This is a genomic window from Clostridium sp. Marseille-P7770 (assembly GCF_902143525.1).
GTDB lineage: Bacteria > Bacillota > Clostridia > Lachnospirales > Lachnospiraceae > Pilosibacter.
The window spans coordinates 819534-835648 of sequence record NZ_CABFVC010000001.1 but is presented as its reverse complement, the minus strand read 5'-3'; the positions used below and the strand labels follow the sequence as shown (position 1 = coordinate 835648).

The window sequence follows — 16115 nt, the reverse complement described above, 5'->3', positions numbered from 1 at the left end:
TGTCTCAGTCCCAATGTGGCCGGTCACCCTCTCAGGTCGGCTACTGATCGTTGCCTTGGTGGGCCGTTACCTCACCAACTAGCTAATCAGACGCGGGTCCATCTCATACCACCGGAGTTTTTCACACCGTACCATGTGGTACTGTGCGCTTATGCGGTATTAGCAATCGTTTCCAATCGTTATCCCCCTGTATGAGGCAGGTTACCCACGCGTTACTCACCCGTCCGCCACTCGGTAAATAAGAATCCATCCGAAAACTTCAACTCATTTACCTCGTTCGACTTGCATGTGTTAGGCACGCCGCCAGCGTTCATCCTGAGCCAGGATCAAACTCTCATGTTAAAGTGTTTGTATCCAGGTTCAAAATTTAGCTTGGCTAATTTTTAAACCGTTCTACTGTTTTGTTAGGTTTTGTTCTGAATGTTCTCATTCATGGTCTAAACCAAAGACCATTTTTATAAGAATTTTCAGGGTTTTACATACTGTTCAGTTTTCAAGGAACTGTTTTTGTCGCTTCTGTGTTTCAGAAGCAACTCGTTTATTCTATCATACCGTTTCCGGTTTGTCAAGAACTTTTTAAAACTTTTTTTGAAGTAATTAAGAAGTTTTCTTAATGACTCTTAATAAGTTTTGCCCTGTCGCTCAAGGCGAATATTATAATAACAAATCTGTGCCGAAAAGTCAACTGTTTTTTCTATTTTTTTCGAAGTTTTTTCTTTTGCATGTGCAATTACAACATAATGGGGTACATCCGCATTTCCAACGCAAGATATACCCCATTTCTGTATTGTCTTATTCGTATTTATCTCAGTTAAAAACTGTATCTCCATCGAGACACTTTTATAGACTCTCGCCGCCTAAAAGGGAGTGGCGTCTTATCTGACCGGGTGATCCATTTCCCGATTACCGTCTCTTTCTATTACAAAACGCTTCTCACCAGTCCGACCACAAGATAGGAAAGCATGTTATGGTCATACAGCCATGTCAGCCAGATACTTCCGTTGATCTGGTCGATCATGCTCTTTCCGATCGGGCTGCCGGAAAACAGGGTAAGGACCAGACATCCTATCCACACAAAGATCAGCGCCTCCGTGAGCCCCAGGACTGCCCCTGTGATCTTATTGAGTCCATATATGATCGGCAGGCGGGAGAGCAGGTTCAGCCATACGATAACTATGTGAAGAGACGCATAGAATACCGTAAACAATACCGTAAATATGATCACACGGATCACACGGTCCGCCAGATATTTTCCGACATAGTCCTCAAAGATCTGTACTCCCATCTCCTGATATACTTCGCCGTTGTTGTTCTCGATCAGAAGCTTTTTGACCTGGTCCGGGATTTCCAGACTTTCGATAACTGCGCGTTCCCCCGCTTTTCCGGCGAGACCGGCCGTCTGGGCCATCTCATCCATCTTTTCATCAAGGCCGCTGGCCTTCAGTGCACTCTCCTTCATCGTTTCATAGAGTGCCGTATTGTGCTCCAGCCACGCAGCTGTCTGCGGGATCGCAACGCGCACCGCGAACAGCGTGATAAAAAGTGACATCACGGAGACTGCTATTCTTATAAATCCTCTGTAATGACCGTACAGCATCATCCCAATGAGATATGCCGCAACAGCCACCTCCAGCCAACGGCCGGATAACATTTCCAATATTTCCATCATTACTCAATTCCTGTAAAATGGCAGATCGCTTTCGCGACTCCCGCCTCATTGTTCGTCTTTGTGATATAATCTGCTGCCGCCTTTACGGATTCTTCGCCGTTTTCCATGGCAACACCGATCCCCGCCATGCGAATCATGGACAGGTCATTCTCCCCGTCTCCAAAGCTCATAGTAGCCTCCCGGTCGATTCCAAGGCGTGCTGCAAGACGGATCAGTGCTCCGCCTTTATCGGCGCCTTCCGCGTTGATCTCGAGGTTATTTGGAATCGATGAAGAGACAAGGATCCCCGGGATCTTTGAAAGTTCCTCACGCATCCTCTTTCTGGCATCCATATCGCAAAAGAACATGTTGATCTTATCCGCGTCCTGTCCGCGTTCTTTCAAATATGCAATGTTGTCCGGAACCGAATCCCTGGTTCTCCGCACAAGCTCCGCCAGACCTTCCGATGATACATATTTATATATATCATTATAAAATTCCGGCATCGTATATCCGATCCCTCCAATGTATACATCATACATGATCTCATCCGGGCTCGTCCGCGCCATCATCATGATCTTTTCCGCCAGCGCCACCGGGATCCGGCAGGAGTCGATAATCTCATTTTTTGCGAGATCTACCACCTGTGCCCCGTTTGTGAGGATCGCATAATGTACACCCGGCAGATTCCGGAGTTCATCCGGCAGTCCGCGCATCGTGCGGCCGGTCGCCGGGACGATCTCGATCCCACGCGCCGCACATTCCCGGAAAACGCGCAGATTTTCTTCCGGGATCTTCTTTTCATCGTCAAGCAGCGTTCCATCCATATCCGCCGCGATCAGTCTGATCTCCATAATATTCTCCTGTCATCATAGTCTGCCCACAAGATATCTTTTTAAGCTCCGCCCGCCGCCGTCATTTTCCGGCAGGAGATCTTCTTATCCGGCAGTTCTCATGGGCAGTAATCGTATTCCTCTCAGCAAACATAAGTTCGTATCTGTTGGTGAAAAATTTGCGCACCATCCCACTGCAAACGCAATGATCACATGGTGCGCATATTCATTTTTCAGCCTTTCAGCCTTCGCATCTGTACTTTTTATCGTTTAGTCGAAGAAGTCTTTTTCATGAAGGATCAGAAGGCCTTCTTTTGTATATGTCGGGGAGAAGAGTCCTGCGATCTTCTTTCCGAGAGACTTTTTCTCTGCCTTGTCAGCAGCTTCCTCGATCAGATCGACAGCCGCTGCCTTTGTCAGGCGGACTTCATCCTCTTCCATCATCTCGATGCGCTCATACAGGGCAAGAAGACTCTTTCCTGTGATGCTGCAGTCGATCTCTGATGCATATTTGCAAGCATACTGGGCGAATTCGTCCGGATCCATCTCTTCCTTATCGTCATAGTCTTCCGGAACAACCTCCTCTGCAGCTTCCGCTTTCACCGGAATCTTCGGTTTTTCTTTGTCTGCAGCCGGCTTCTTCGGAGCTTCTTTGGACTTTCCAAATATTCCTGTCTTCTTCGGCGGGATATATTCCTCTTCCTCCGGTTCCTCTTCCGGCTCTTCTTCCTCGTAAGCGTCTTTTTCCGGTTCTTCTGTTTCTTCAGCCGCCGGCATCTTCGGTTCTTCCTCCGGCTCCGTCTGTGTTTCCGGTTCCGGTGTCAGAGTATAAGCTTCCTCTTCCTCCGGTTTCTGTTCCGGCTCCTCTTCCATCTCCTGCTCCGCACTTACCACATCGCGGGCGATCTGTTCCTGTTTTTCTGTGGAACGTTTCAGAGCAGCTTCCATTTCTGCTTCCGCTTTTTTCTGTTCAGCCGCTTCCTCATCGCTTCCGATGTACTGGAATTTACTTGCGAGAGAGGTATTGTGGGCATGGAGCGCCTCAAGGTTCTCCGGGGTATCGATCAAGACAACGATCATGCCGGAGCGGTCTTTTTCCATCAGGTCATCCAGTTCATTCTGGACAGCATCAGTAAGACCTGCCGCGTGCTGGATGATCAGATCTTTCCCTGCGAGCATGTCAGCAACTGCGCTGATCCCGCGCTTATTTAATTTCTCACTGCTGATCTTTGCAACCGGGTTCTTGATCCCGAGCTCGCGGTGGATCTCCTTTAAGGATTCAACAGCCATGGAAAGACCTTCCGCGTCCGTCTCCGCCTCGATCATCAGGTTGTTGGTATCGAGCATATCATCCAGGGATTCCAGTTCCAGATCTTCCTCGTCGTCATCCTCTTCCGGAGCCGGAATATTGCGGACCTGGTTTCTGCGTGCGCGCTCTCTGTCGATCTCCGCCTGTTTTTTCACACGGCGTTCTTCTTCCTCGCGTCTCGCAGCTTCCCGCTCTTCCTCCGCACGGCGGAGCGCTTCCTCTTCCATCTCTTCCCGCTCTTTTGCGGCGCGGATCGCCAGTTTCTGGCGCTCGATCTCCCGTTCTTCCTCTGTCGGGATCGTGTGCTCCGTTTCTTCCGTTCCCTGCGCATCTTCCGCAGCTTCCTGTCTTTCCCGGCGGATCGCACTGAGATCTGCAATGGTTCTTGTCGCATCCATGTCGTTGTCTTCCTCGACAACAGCCGTCCGTCCCTCTTCCTCGGAAAGTCTGGACATCTCGTCTGCCAGCTTCTTTGTCTGGGCATCCTCATGGATCTGCAGGGCAACCTCTCTTGAGACATCCGTGTCTGGAGTTTCCTCCTCGTAGTCATCCTGTTCCGGGGCATTTCCGCTGTATTCTTCCTCAACAGCGCGCAGTTTTGCCTCGTATTTCTCCCTATTCTCCACAAGGTCCATCTGATATTTGTTCAACGGTGCATACTGAAGTTTCAGATCCATCGCCTTGTCCACATATTTGCCGAGACCGAATAAGAGCATGATGCGGTCACATGTGGCAACACACTTGTCCTCGATCCCTGCTTTGTGGTAGAGCTCTGCCAGCTCATACAGCCATTTCTCATCCACCTCGGATGAAGTATACACTTCCAGCGCACGGATCAGCTGATCCACCGGTGCCTTTTTCGCCTTTAAGATCTTGTAGCGGAGCAGGTACTGGCGCGGATCATCCTGTGCGAGATCGCAGAATTCTCTGTAGTACGCCTCTGCTTCAGCCGTGCTTCCGTCCTTTAAGGCGAGATCCGCCAGTTTATAGAGCAGGCGCTTACCGACCGGTGCGCGCTCGAAAGCCAGGAGCAGAATATCCTTCGCCTCCTGGTACTCCTCATTTTTCTCATAGATCTGAGCGATCATGGACAGCAGGCTCGCGTTGCGGACACGGTGCCAGTCGATGGTATCCGCGATCTTCATCGCAGTTCCGTAATCTCCGCGGCTGACCATCTTTTTGATCTGCTCGACTTTAATATTAAACTCGTATTTATCCATTTCTTTCGCATCTCCTGAAACCGGAACAGCCATCTGCTGCCGGTTTTATAATTCCACCCGGCCTTCCAACGCCCGGAGAAGTGTGACTTCATCAATATATTCCAGATCTCCGCCGACCGGAACACCGCTGGCGATCCTCGTCACCTTGATCCCTGTCGGCTTGATCAGTTTGCTTATGTACATTGCCGTCGTCTCGCCCTCAAGACTTGAGTTTGTGGCGATAATGACTTCCTTCACTTCTTCCGTCTGAAGACGCGTCATCAGCTCTTTTAATTTGATATCTCCCGGTCCGATCCCAAGCATCGGGGAGATCGCGCCGTGGAGCACATGGTACACCCCGTCGAATTTTCCCGTTTTTTCGTATGCCGCCAGATCACGCGGGTTCTCCACGACCATGATCACACTGTGGTCTCTGGTCTGGCTCCGGCAGATCGGGCAGAGTTCCTGGTCTGTCAGGGTGAAGCACTCCTTGCAGTAATGAACATTGTGTTTCGCATCCCGGATCGAGTTCGAGAGCCGTTCCACCTGTTCCTCCGGCATGTTGATGATGTGGAATGCCAGACGCTGGGCCGTCTTATTTCCGATTCCCGGAAGTTTCGACAGCTCCTCTATCAATTTTGATATCTGACTGCTGTAGTAATCCATAATTTAGAAGGAAAGTCCTCCCAGGTTTCCGAGACCGCCTGTGAGCTCGGACATCACTGCGCTGGACTCAGCCTCCATCTGGTGGAACGCCTCATTTGTCGCAGCAACGATAAGATCCTCGAGCATCTCAACATCATCCGGATCTACTGCCTCCGGGGAGATCTTTACAGCGACAACTTCCTTCTTGCCGGATACGGTAACGGATACAGCTCCGCCGCCTGCTGTTGCTGTGTACTGCTTCTCCTCAAGCTCTTTTGTCTTCTCTTCCATCTGGCGCTGCATTCTCTGCGCCTGTTTCATAAGATTTGTCATATTGCCGGGCATACCGCCCGGAAAACCGCCACGTCTTGCCATGGTGTATTTCCTCCTGATATTCTTAGTTTTTATAAATGATGTTCAGGCTCAAAAAAGCTTTTTGAGTCCTTCCGTCAACGCTGACCGGACATTGCCCATATAGGTATGACCGGTTCACAGGTTTCAAGTTGAATCTGTGTTTATATTAATCGCAGCTTTTATCACTGCGGCTAATCTTCGATTGTAATATCCATATGGATGTTTTCTCTCAGCTCATCATCGCTGATATAGCGGGTATCCATCCGTTCCCCGTTTTCCCGCATGCGGGATTTAAAATACAGGGATTTTCCGTATTTCTGCTCCACATACCTTTCCAGATCCCCGAGGACGCTCGGACGGCTTCCGATGGCAAAATTCATCGGATCATTGAACACGATGCAGAGACAGCTGTCGCCCGCCGGTTCCACTACGGTCTCCCGGAAACTCGGGCGTATGGACATACCCATGTCGCGGACGATCTTGCCCCACTCATTCCGGATCATGTTGAGATCCTCCAGCTGGGCTTTCGGCAGTGATACAGTCCTCGGCTCATAAGCCTGGCCGGAAGCCGGGGGATTCTGCATTCCCGCCGGATTCTGCGCTGGCTGACCTGCCGGTCCCGCGCCATTTCCCGGTGCTCCGGCACCGTCGTAAGCAGGCTGTGCATACATCTGCGGTGAAATCTGCGCGGCTCCCATCATCGGATCACCGGCGATCCCGGCATTCTGCGCGGGAACATAGCCGCCTGCGGGCATCGCAGGGATCCCTTCCTCCACCATGCGCTCCAGCCTTTCCAGGCGCTCCAGGATGGAATCCATGTTCTGATCCATCTCCGGCTTGGTGAGCTTGATGAATGCAAGCTCGATGAGCACGCGTTTCTGGTTTGCGAAACGGATCTGGTTGGAGAGCTCCGAGAACACGCGGATATATCTCATCAGAGTATTCTCGTCCACAAGCGCCGCGTCTTCCCTCATCTGCGCCAGATTGTCCTCCGACATATCCAGAAGGTCTTCCGCATCATCCGCCGTCTTTAACAGGAGCAGATTTCGGAGAAACCAGATGAAATCCACGACAAACTGGGAAAGTTCCCGGCCCTGGACTACCATCTCCTCAAGCTTCAGGATACAGTCCTTCGTCCGGTTCTCCCGGATCGCATGGAACAGATCCCGGAATACGCTGTTGTCGACAGCGCCGAGGACATCCAGCACATGTTCATACGTCAGCGTCTCGCCGAAGTGGAACGCCGCGCACTGGTCCAGGAGACTTAGAGCGTCTCGCATGGAACCGTCTCCGGCTTTTGCCACATAGCGGAGCGCTTTTTCCTCCACCGGCATATTTTCCGCTTCCGTAAGTTCTTTTAACCGTGCCGTGATCGTGTCCAGCGTAATGCGCCGGAAATCATACCGCTGGCATCTGGAAAGCACCGTGATCGGGATCTTGTGGACCTCTGTGGTCGCCAGGATAAAGATTACATAGGACGGCGGCTCCTCCAGTGTCTTTAACAGGGCGTTGAACGCGCCTGTTGAGAGCATATGAACCTCATCGATGATGTATACGCGATATTTTCCCTCCGTCGGCGGGTACTGGACCTGTTCACGGATCTCACGGATGTTCTCAACGCCATTGTTGGACGCAGCATCGATCTCCACCACGTTTAACGAGGTTCCCGCCGCGATCTGCCTGCAGCTCGGGCATTCGCCGCAGGGACTTCCGTCCACCGGATGTTCACAGTTTACCGCCCTGGCCAGGATCTTCGCCACCGTTGTCTTACCGGTTCCGCGGGTTCCGCAGAACAGATACGCATGCCCGATCCTGCCGGAACCGATCTGATTCTGTAAAGTTTTAACGATATGGTCCTGGCCTTTTACATCCGCAAAGACCTGCGGACGCCATTTCCTGTATAACGCTTGATATGACATGTTCTATCAGTCTCCGAAACTGATTCCGATAAGCTTCGCTTCTTTTACAATATCGGACTGCGGATCCACATATTTCAGTTTGCCGGCAGATTCTGCCAGCGGGATATCCGTGATCACATTGTTTTTTACAACGACCAGCTTGCCGAATTCATTATTTTTGATCATGTCGGCGGCATGAGCGCCGATCCTTGTGGAGAGAACGCGGTCATACGGGACCGGAGTGCCGCCGCGCTGCATATGGCCCGGAACGGTCACACGGATCTCCTGTCCTGTCATCTCCTGGATCTTCGCGCCGATCTCATACGCGACGGACTGGTATTTCGTTGCGCGTTCCTCCAGATACTTCTTATACTCTTTCTTGGAAAGAGCCGCCTGTTCTTTTGAGATCGCACCCTCAGCCACCGCAAGGATCGAGAAACGGCTTCCGTTCTTCGTCCGCTCTTTGATCTTCTTTACGACTTTATTTAAGTCATACGGGATCTCCGGGATCAGGATGATATCCGCTCCGCCGGCGATGCCTGCATGAAGTGTGAGCCAGCCGACTTTATGTCCCATGACTTCCACGATGAAGACACGTCCGTGGGAGGACGCGGTCGTGTGGATACAGTCGATCGCATTCGTCGCGATATCCACAGCGCTCTGGAATCCGAACGTCATATCCGTTCCCCAGAGATCGTTATCGATGGTCTTCGGAAGTCCGATCACGTTGAGTCCTTCCTGGCTTAAGAGATTTGCCGTTTTCTGGCTTCCATTTCCGCCGAGGACGACTAAAGCGTCCAACTTCAATTTATAGTAGGTGTGCTTCATGAGCTCCACCTTGTCGAGTCCGTTCTCGTCCGGCACACGCATCAGCTTGAACGGCTGTCTGGAGGTACCGAGCATCGTTCCGCCTTTTGTGAGGACGCCTGAAAAATCTGACTGTTTCATCATCAGGTAGTTTGCGTACATCAGACCTTTATAGCCGTCTTCAAATCCGATAATTTCCACTTCATCTTTGTAGATCTGGTACAGACCTTTTGCGACTCCGCGCATCGTTGCGTTTAACGCCTGGCAGTCGCCGCCGCTCGTAAGGAATCCAACTCTCTTCATCGTCTTGTCCTTTCTCCGATTTCTTTCAGTCGAAATGTGAATGCATGTATCCAAGATAAGATTATAATACAAAGAAAAGAGACGGGCAAGAAAAACTTGTCTCCTCTCTCTTTTCTAGGCATATTAGTTACTGTACACGGTAGGAATTTTCTGAACTGAAAATTCCGTACAATACAGTTGTGGCAGCAGATTTTGCCGATTCGGAATGCGAAGCATCGGCAAAATCGTGTTACAGTGCGCGGGCATAGAGTGCCCGTGTACTGTAACACATATTATGGACAAAAATAAGGTCCTCATGCAGACCGGCAGACGGTGCGTCCGCTCTTTTTTATTATTCCGGGCGTTTCAAACGGACCGGATTCGGGATCTCGGCATGGTTATTTGCCGACATCGTGTCGCGCATCATTCCGTCGAGCTGGCGGAACTCAACGCTCGGATCCATGTAGCGGACCCAGAGGCCGTATCCGAACTCGTTTTTCTTCTCCGAATAACTGATCGGCACTCCGGCATAGTAATCCTTGTAGATATCCGTATAAAAGTCCGCCATAACTTCTTTTAATTCTTTCGGCACATCCTCCAGGGTTTTAAAGATCTGATTCTTGATGACCGTCTGCAGATAATCCGCTGCATAGGATGAGAACTCAAGAAGGTTCGGATCCGTCTCCCCGTTTGCGGCCGCCCAGGTGGAAACATCCACGGTCTTTGCGAGATAATCGATGCTGCCGTCCGTGTTTAACGTTACAGTCCCGTACTGACATGGCGGCAGGATCAGGGAATTGCTCACGATCTCCCAGATTCCGTAAGTGTCTGAGCCCATTCCCGGCTCTGTCAGGTGTTTCATGACCTTCTGCGTGTGGAGATGGCCGCTGAAGTACACAGGCGTCAGATAACGTTCAAAGAGTTCCCGGACCTCGTCACAGTTCTCGATCACGCATTCCTCCACATAGACACGGCTCAGGCGCTGGAGATTGTGGTGTCCAACCGGGATCACGGTGATTCCTTCGGCATACGCCTCTTTCAGGCATTCTTCCATCCATTCCAGCGTTCCCTCTTTAATCTCACCGTACACCTCATTTTCCGGCTCGCAGACCGTCGTATCAAGCATCATGAGCCAGGTGGTATCATTCAGTTCCACCAGATAACTCAGGGAATCCGGTGCTTCGCTCTTTGCCTCATTGTATCCGAAATCTCCGTAAATCTCCCGGAATTCTTCCGACGTCACGCTTTCCACATCCGTTCTCTGATCCCCGAAGTATTCTCCGGCATTCGGCTTGTTGATATCGTGATTTCCGGGGATCACATAGACCGAGATCCCTGCGTCTTTGATCTTCCGGAGTTTTTCCGCAAATTCCAGGTGGTTTGCCTTTTCTCCATTTAAACTCAGGTCGCCGCTCAGGATCAGGGCATCCGGATGTGCCTCAAGAACTTCCGATTCAAACGCCTGCCATAACTGTGGCTGATAGCGGATCACTTTTCCATCACTGCTGTTTACAAGCTGGTCAAATGCTGCGCCATAATCCGTCAACGACGGTGACATGTAGTGGGTGTCAGACGCGATGATCAGATGCGTCTCGATCTTTTCCCGGTCCACCGGATCTCCGGGACCTTCCGTCTCCTCTTCGGTCGGCTCCTCGGTTTCTGTTCCAGTCTCCGATTCCGTTTCTGTCGGCGGTTCCGACTCGGTTGTTGACGGTTCTGTCTCTTCCGCGGCACTCTCTTTTGTTTGATCCGGAACATGATCCCGCACTGCGGGCAGGACAAAGATCACCCCAGCCAATAAAAAAAGAAGCGCCAGCAATAGCAGAAATTTCTTTCTCATTCACTGTCACCTCTTAAGATTTCTTTTTTATCCGCACGCTCTGCTTTGAATACGTCTCATAAACGTTACCCTGGCAGCCAGCTCGGTCCCGGCTCCCTCGCGGCACATGGAAGGTTCTCCTTAATGCTGCTGCATTCCTGCCCTGACATGGTTCAGAGAGTCCCATTGCGCGAGACCAAAACGTCAGCGCCGCTTACCAGGGGCAGCTTCACAAGGAAGTACCCGCGGCAGAACATCACCCCTGCTGTAGCGGATTGCAGGTACAGGGCACCGCTATCTCCCCGGCTGTGCGGACCAGTTAAGTATACATGGATGACAACAATTTGTCAAGTTAGTAAAACTTGTCAACACCATGTTATAAGCATGATACCAACAAGTTTTTATCAAGTCTGATCATTAAAAAATCCTCTCGTTAAAGCTCTCATTTTTACAAAATCCCCTGATCTATTCCTGACTTTAAATTGTATGTATTAAATATAAAATATCTATTTTTAATCAAACAGTGTTATCTTTGTGATTGGGAATGTCTGGTCCTCCAGCGGCGCATGCCAGATTCCGTACCAGACATCTTCCAGATTGTCACCGTCCGCTGCCAGGAAGCCGTAGACCTCGCTGTCAAACTCCGGGATCGCCACCGGGCCGTATAGCAGTGTGCTGCCATATTCGTTGTAGATATCCGATGCCATCTGATTCAGACGGTCGTCCGTCAGATATGCATCCTTGAAGCTGCCGTTTTCTTTATTCTCTCTGAGGATCTTGCAGACTTTTTCCGGAAGCTCCGTCACATCTCCATAGGTGTTGGAGTAGAGGTACATCGGATTCTTTTCCTTCATATACGCCTTCGGTGCCACCACGCAGCCATCCGCGCTTCCGAGAACTTCCGTATACTCATCGCCCTGTGTCACGATGGGACCAGCCTCTTCCAGGGTGTAGGCTGCCACCGGCTCCATTGTCGCAGAATCATCGGAGCCATTTATGTCGAAAGCAATGTATCCGAAGGAGCCGTGGAGGGAGATCCTGTCGATACTCACATAGTCGAGCTCCACTACCTGACCATAGGGCTGTTTTTTTGCGGTCTCGAGGTCCAAAATTGCGGCTTTTGTTCCTTCATCGGCGGAATTGCCAGGTTTTCCGGCGAGAAAGATCGATGTCGGTCCGTCCGCACCGCCGATAATGGCTACCGATGTCGCCACCTGAGTTTTATTTTTCTTCCATATATAAAATGCCGTCGCAGCGGCTCCCGCAAGGACAAGGATGCCTGCTGCCGCCAGGATCTTCTTTTTGTCGTTCATGATCTCCCCTCTTTCTGTTTTGATCGTGATGTTGCCGTATCCGTCACTAAGCAAAGCTGCCTGTATTACTTATATTACCATACAGTTTTTACCTCCACCTGTAAATTTCCTTAACTTTTTCTGTCCTTTATCAGGCAGTATTGCTGTTCATGCCCTGTGCAGGGGCTGTCGCATTAGCAAATATTTTTTTGCTGAGCGACAACCCCCAGCCACATCATCTTCTTGTTTTCATATTCTTTTATCATGGTCACACTTCACCACGTTCTCTTGCATATCATGTCCATCCAGTATATACTTGAACCGAAAATTGTACCCGTGAGGAAGACATAGAGGGAACACCCACGGGAAATCAGCAGCTTGCAATGGGAAAGGGTTCTGTATTATGAACAACAAGGGGTTAATCAAAGAAATTTTTGTCATGACTCTGGCTGACGCAATCACAGCCATCGCGGTTTTCTTTTTTCTGGTACCAAGCCACACATCGATCAGCAGTATTTCCGGTCTCGGAATTATTCTGACTCACTTTATCCCGCTTCCGCTTTCTGTGATCACGATGGCGCTCAACATCCTCCTGCTGATCATCGGATTTATTTTCTGCGGTAAGGAGTTCGGCGCAAAAACTGTATACACGAGTGTCATGCTGCCGGTCTTCTTAGGTATTTTCGAGAAAATCTTCCCGGATTTTACGTCCCTCACCGGAAGTCAGGAGCTGGATGCGGTCTGCTATGTGCTGGTGGTCAGCATCGGTCTCGCGATGCTCTTTAACATGAATGCATCATCCGGTGGACTGGACATCGTTGCAAAGATCATGAACAAGTACCTGCATGTGGATCTCGGAAAGGCAATGTCTCTCTCCGGCATGTGCGTGGCGCTTTCTTCCGCGTTCGTTTATGACAAGAAGACCGTCGTGCTCAGTGTGCTCGGTACATATGTGAACGGAATCGTCCTCGATTACTTTATTTTTGACCAGAATGTCAAGAGACGTGTCTGCATTATCACGAAGAAAGAGGAAGAACTCCGCGAGTTCATTATTAACAATCTGCACAGCGGCGCAACGATCTATGAAGCGATCGGTGCGTATAATTTTGAGAAACACAATGAGATCATTACGATCGTGGATAAGCGTGAGTATCAGGCACTCATGAACTATATCAGTTCCAGTGATCCGGAGGCATTTATCACGGTGTATAAGGTTTCGGATATCCGGTACCGGCCGAAGAAGATCAGTGCGTGATAGAATCAGCACTCTTCTTGGCCTTGGACACTTCTATCGTCTTTTTGAATCAATTTGATTTTGAATAATCGTCTGCATAGACAAAACCACCTCACAGATTCATTTCTGTTGGTGGTTTTGTTATGTAAACTTATTTGTAACTGTTCAGTAGGTCTGCGCACTTGCCGCGCTGACCGTAAGAAAACATAGGCTGGAAGGCAAAACCCCCATCAGTGAAGCTGATCTAGAATGGATTTTTGCACGTAACTATGAAGGTACTGAATAGTTACACTTATTTTATTTTTCTTCCGTAATTTTCATTGTTATATGAATTTGCTGTTGTGGGCTGTCATGGTTTTGATAAACGTAAGCATTCCAAATATTATTTAAGAATTAAGACCCTGCTTGTCTTCAGTTTCTTCTTTATTTGCTTCTTTCTGCACCTGTTCCAGCTTCTTCCGCTTTCCTTCCTCCCGCAGTGCCTTAAAGAAATCCTTCAGCATCTGTGAGCATTCCTCTCCCAACAGTCCTACTTCCGTCTCCACCTGGTGGTTGAATCCGTCCTCGTGGAGCATGTCGAGCACGGATCCGGCACAACCGGCTTTTGGGTTCATGCAGCCGATCACCACCTTCGGAATTCTCGCCTGAACGATGGCTCCGGCACACATCGGACATGGCTCCAAGGTCACGTACATCGTACAGTCCTCTAGTCTCCAATCGCCGAGAATGCGGCAGGCCTTCCGCATCGCGATGATCTCCGCGTGGGCCAGTACGTTTTTATCTACCGTCCGGCGGTTATATCCTCTCGCGATGATCCTTCCGTCATAGACGATCACGCAGCCGATGGGCACTTCCTTAAGCGCCGCCGCCTTTTTTGCCTGACGGATCGCCTCTTTCATATAATGTTCTTCTATCGTCATTTTTCTCATACGTTTCTCCACTTCCTGTCGCTTTATCTCCTGCCCCTTATTGTACCGTATTTTTGATTTCTGACAAGAGAAAATCGCCCGCCGTCCAGCATTCATTCCCCCTTCATGTGCAGAATGTCTAATAAATATCAATCTCGATTACAGCTTCTGTTTGATTCGTCAATAAACATACAACTTTATCTAAAAAATGGTAAAAGTTGTTGAAAATCATGTTTCCAGTATGTTAATCTTGTATCACAAGATACGAAAAAGGCGCTCATGAATCATCAAATTTTAACAAAGGAGAGGTAGTATGAAGAAAAAATTATTAGCACTCGGTCTCGCCGTTATGACGGCGGCTATGTCACTCGTGGGATGTTCGGAAAAAGCGGTTACATGGACAGTCACATGTCCCTGGGCTCCTTCCGGAGTCGCTGCTATGGTAAGCCAGAAGGCAGCAAGTCTTTCCAATACTTATTCTGATAAGATCATTCTCGTCGCTGACGCAGTAAAAGGTGACGCGGCAACGGTAAACAGCTGGGTTGCTCAAACAAAAGCAAACGATCCGGAACTTGTTTTCGCAGGTGAGGGACTTTTCTCCATCACCTCCATTCTTGATCCGGCAAAGATGCAGTTCACTTACGATGATTTCGAATTCGTTGAGAACCTGTATTCCTCCGTTTTCGTTATGTCTGCTGATTCCAAGCTCAATATCAAGAATATTGATGATCTGAAGACATACATGGAGGCAGGAAATCAGATCTCCGTCGCCGCAAACGGCGCAACCGGTTCTGAAGCATTCCTCGCAGCCGCATTATTCGGCTCCATGGGATATGGCGACCAGATCAAGATCGTCGCTTACAGCTCCGCTGCTGAAGCTGCACAGGCTGTCGCAAAGGGTGAGACAAACTTCGCAGTCTCCCACCAGTCCCAGATCCTTGAAACTTACCAGCAGGGCGGCGTTACCATCGTGTGCGCGTTCGACGGTGAAGACATTGCCGATGGTCCGTTCGCAGGTGTTGAGGGTGTTGGCAAATACGGTTATCCATACTTCAGAAACCGCTGCCTGATCCTTGCGAGAAAAGGCACTGACGCGAAGAAGGTTGCCGAGTTAAAAGACCTCTATGACAAGATCCTCGCAGATAAGAGCGTTACTGAGTGGCTTTCCGACACGATGCTTCTTGAAGTTGATACGATGACAAATGATCAGGTTCTTGAACATATCCAGAATGTACAGGATATCGTAAATGAGTACAAAGACCTGGTTGTCCAGTAAATAACTTTTCAAAACCGGGATGCTGCAAAAGCGGCATCCCACTTTTATTCTATGATGCCGGATATCCTGCGGCATGTTCCGCGGAAAGGAGAAAATCTTATGTTTAACGAGAAAAAATTAGATGAACTCGCAGCACGCATGAAGGAAAAAGAGATCTCGATCCCGACCGACCTCGCCGGATCCATCCTGTTCTTTCTCCTGGGCGCTGCCCTGTTTTTCCTGCTGCCGTCCCAGGTGCCGATCTCTGAAAATGATGTCGTGAACGGGCGCGTCTTCCCAAAGCTTCTTTTTTCACTCATGATGATCTGCAGTGCAATCCTGATCATCCAGAATGTCATCAAAATTTCAAAAAAACAGCCGGTCCAGGTCAGCACCTTTAATCTTCTGACTGAGGTGAAGGCACTCATGATCCTGGCGATCCTTTTTATCACTTATTTCATCTGCCGGATCACGGATCTGTTTGTTCTGGGCGCAGTTTTCTGTTCCATCGCGTTCCTTGTCTATTTCCGCTGCAAAAAGCGGTCCTACTATGCGATCACCATCGGAATGGCAGTGCTCATCTGGGCGGCATTCCGTTTCGGTCTGAACGTAAAATTTTAGAAAGGAGGAAC

Annotated in this window: 13 protein-coding genes, 1 rRNA gene and 1 other RNA gene; 3 read left to right on the top strand and 12 right to left on the bottom strand. The window is 49.7% G+C overall.

All coding sequences use genetic code 11. From position 1 onward, the window contains the following. The 11 genes from FN001_RS03810 to FN001_RS17960 form a co-directional block, all read right to left on the bottom strand. Window positions 1-342 (bottom strand): 16S ribosomal RNA (locus FN001_RS03810); the annotation flags it as partial. Between the two features lie 577 nt (window positions 343-919). After that, window positions 920-1669, bottom strand: a complete 750-nt coding sequence (locus tag FN001_RS03805; protein WP_243121925.1) for a CvpA family protein — start codon at window positions 1667-1669, stop codon at window positions 920-922. Beyond that, window positions 1669-2502, bottom strand: a complete 834-nt coding sequence (locus FN001_RS03800; RefSeq protein WP_118651041.1) for an HAD family hydrolase — start codon at window positions 2500-2502, stop codon at window positions 1669-1671. The genes FN001_RS03805 and FN001_RS03800 overlap by 1 nt, the downstream gene beginning before the upstream one ends. A gap of 249 nt (window positions 2503-2751) precedes the next feature. Then, entirely contained in the window at window positions 2752-5010 is a 2259-nt protein-coding gene (locus FN001_RS03795; protein WP_142410846.1) for a tetratricopeptide repeat protein, read from the bottom strand. A gap of 45 nt (window positions 5011-5055) precedes the next feature. Next, the gene (recR, locus tag FN001_RS03790) at window positions 5056-5655 is read right to left on the bottom strand and encodes a recombination mediator RecR (protein WP_118298196.1); all 600 of its coding nucleotides are present in this window, start codon (window positions 5653-5655) and stop codon (window positions 5056-5058) included. A 3-nt stretch (window positions 5656-5658) separates the two neighbouring features. Further along, complete coding sequence (locus tag FN001_RS03785) at window positions 5659-6009, bottom strand: YbaB/EbfC family nucleoid-associated protein (protein ID WP_021903984.1); 351 nt, start codon at window positions 6007-6009, stop codon at window positions 5659-5661. A 170-nt stretch (window positions 6010-6179) separates the two neighbouring features. Beyond that, the gene (gene dnaX / locus FN001_RS03780) at window positions 6180-7907 is read right to left on the bottom strand and encodes a DNA polymerase III subunit gamma/tau (RefSeq protein ID WP_142410845.1); all 1728 of its coding nucleotides are present in this window, start codon (window positions 7905-7907) and stop codon (window positions 6180-6182) included. A 6-nt stretch (window positions 7908-7913) separates the two neighbouring features. Continuing rightward, window positions 7914-8996, bottom strand: a complete 1083-nt coding sequence (locus FN001_RS03775; RefSeq protein ID WP_117470010.1) for a 6-phosphofructokinase — start codon at window positions 8994-8996, stop codon at window positions 7914-7916. 331 nt (window positions 8997-9327) lie between these two features. Beyond that, a complete protein-coding gene (locus FN001_RS03770; RefSeq protein ID WP_142410844.1) occupies window positions 9328-10815 on the bottom strand; it encodes a metallophosphoesterase in 1488 nt (495 codons plus the stop codon). 31 nt (window positions 10816-10846) lie between these two features. Then, window positions 10847-11108: signal recognition particle sRNA large type (gene ffs / locus FN001_RS03765), an RNA gene on the bottom strand. A gap of 198 nt (window positions 11109-11306) precedes the next feature. Continuing rightward, on the bottom strand, window positions 11307-12107 hold the full coding sequence (locus FN001_RS17960; protein WP_185911834.1) for a hypothetical protein: 801 nt from the start codon (window positions 12105-12107) through the stop codon (window positions 11307-11309). A gap of 382 nt (window positions 12108-12489) precedes the next feature. Between FN001_RS17960 and FN001_RS03755 the strand changes: the two genes are divergently transcribed. After that, complete coding sequence (locus FN001_RS03755; RefSeq protein WP_142410843.1) at window positions 12490-13341, top strand: YitT family protein; 852 nt, start codon at window positions 12490-12492, stop codon at window positions 13339-13341. A gap of 365 nt (window positions 13342-13706) precedes the next feature. Here FN001_RS03755 and tadA read toward each other — a convergent pair whose 3' ends face one another. Beyond that, a complete protein-coding gene (gene tadA / locus FN001_RS03750; RefSeq protein WP_207705618.1) occupies window positions 13707-14240 on the bottom strand; it encodes a tRNA adenosine(34) deaminase TadA in 534 nt (177 codons plus the stop codon). Window positions 14241-14541: 301 nt separating this feature from the next. Between tadA and FN001_RS03745 the strand changes: the two genes are divergently transcribed. Together FN001_RS03745 and FN001_RS03740 are read left to right on the top strand one after the other, a co-directional pair. Further along, a complete protein-coding gene (locus tag FN001_RS03745) occupies window positions 14542-15504 on the top strand; it encodes a type 2 periplasmic-binding domain-containing protein (RefSeq protein WP_142410841.1) in 963 nt (320 codons plus the stop codon). Between the two features lie 99 nt (window positions 15505-15603). After that, window positions 15604-16104 (top strand): tripartite tricarboxylate transporter TctB family protein, encoded by a 501-nt coding sequence (locus FN001_RS03740; protein WP_021903976.1) that lies wholly within the window; start codon window positions 15604-15606, stop codon window positions 16102-16104. The last annotated feature ends 11 nt before the right edge of the window (window positions 16105-16115 follow it).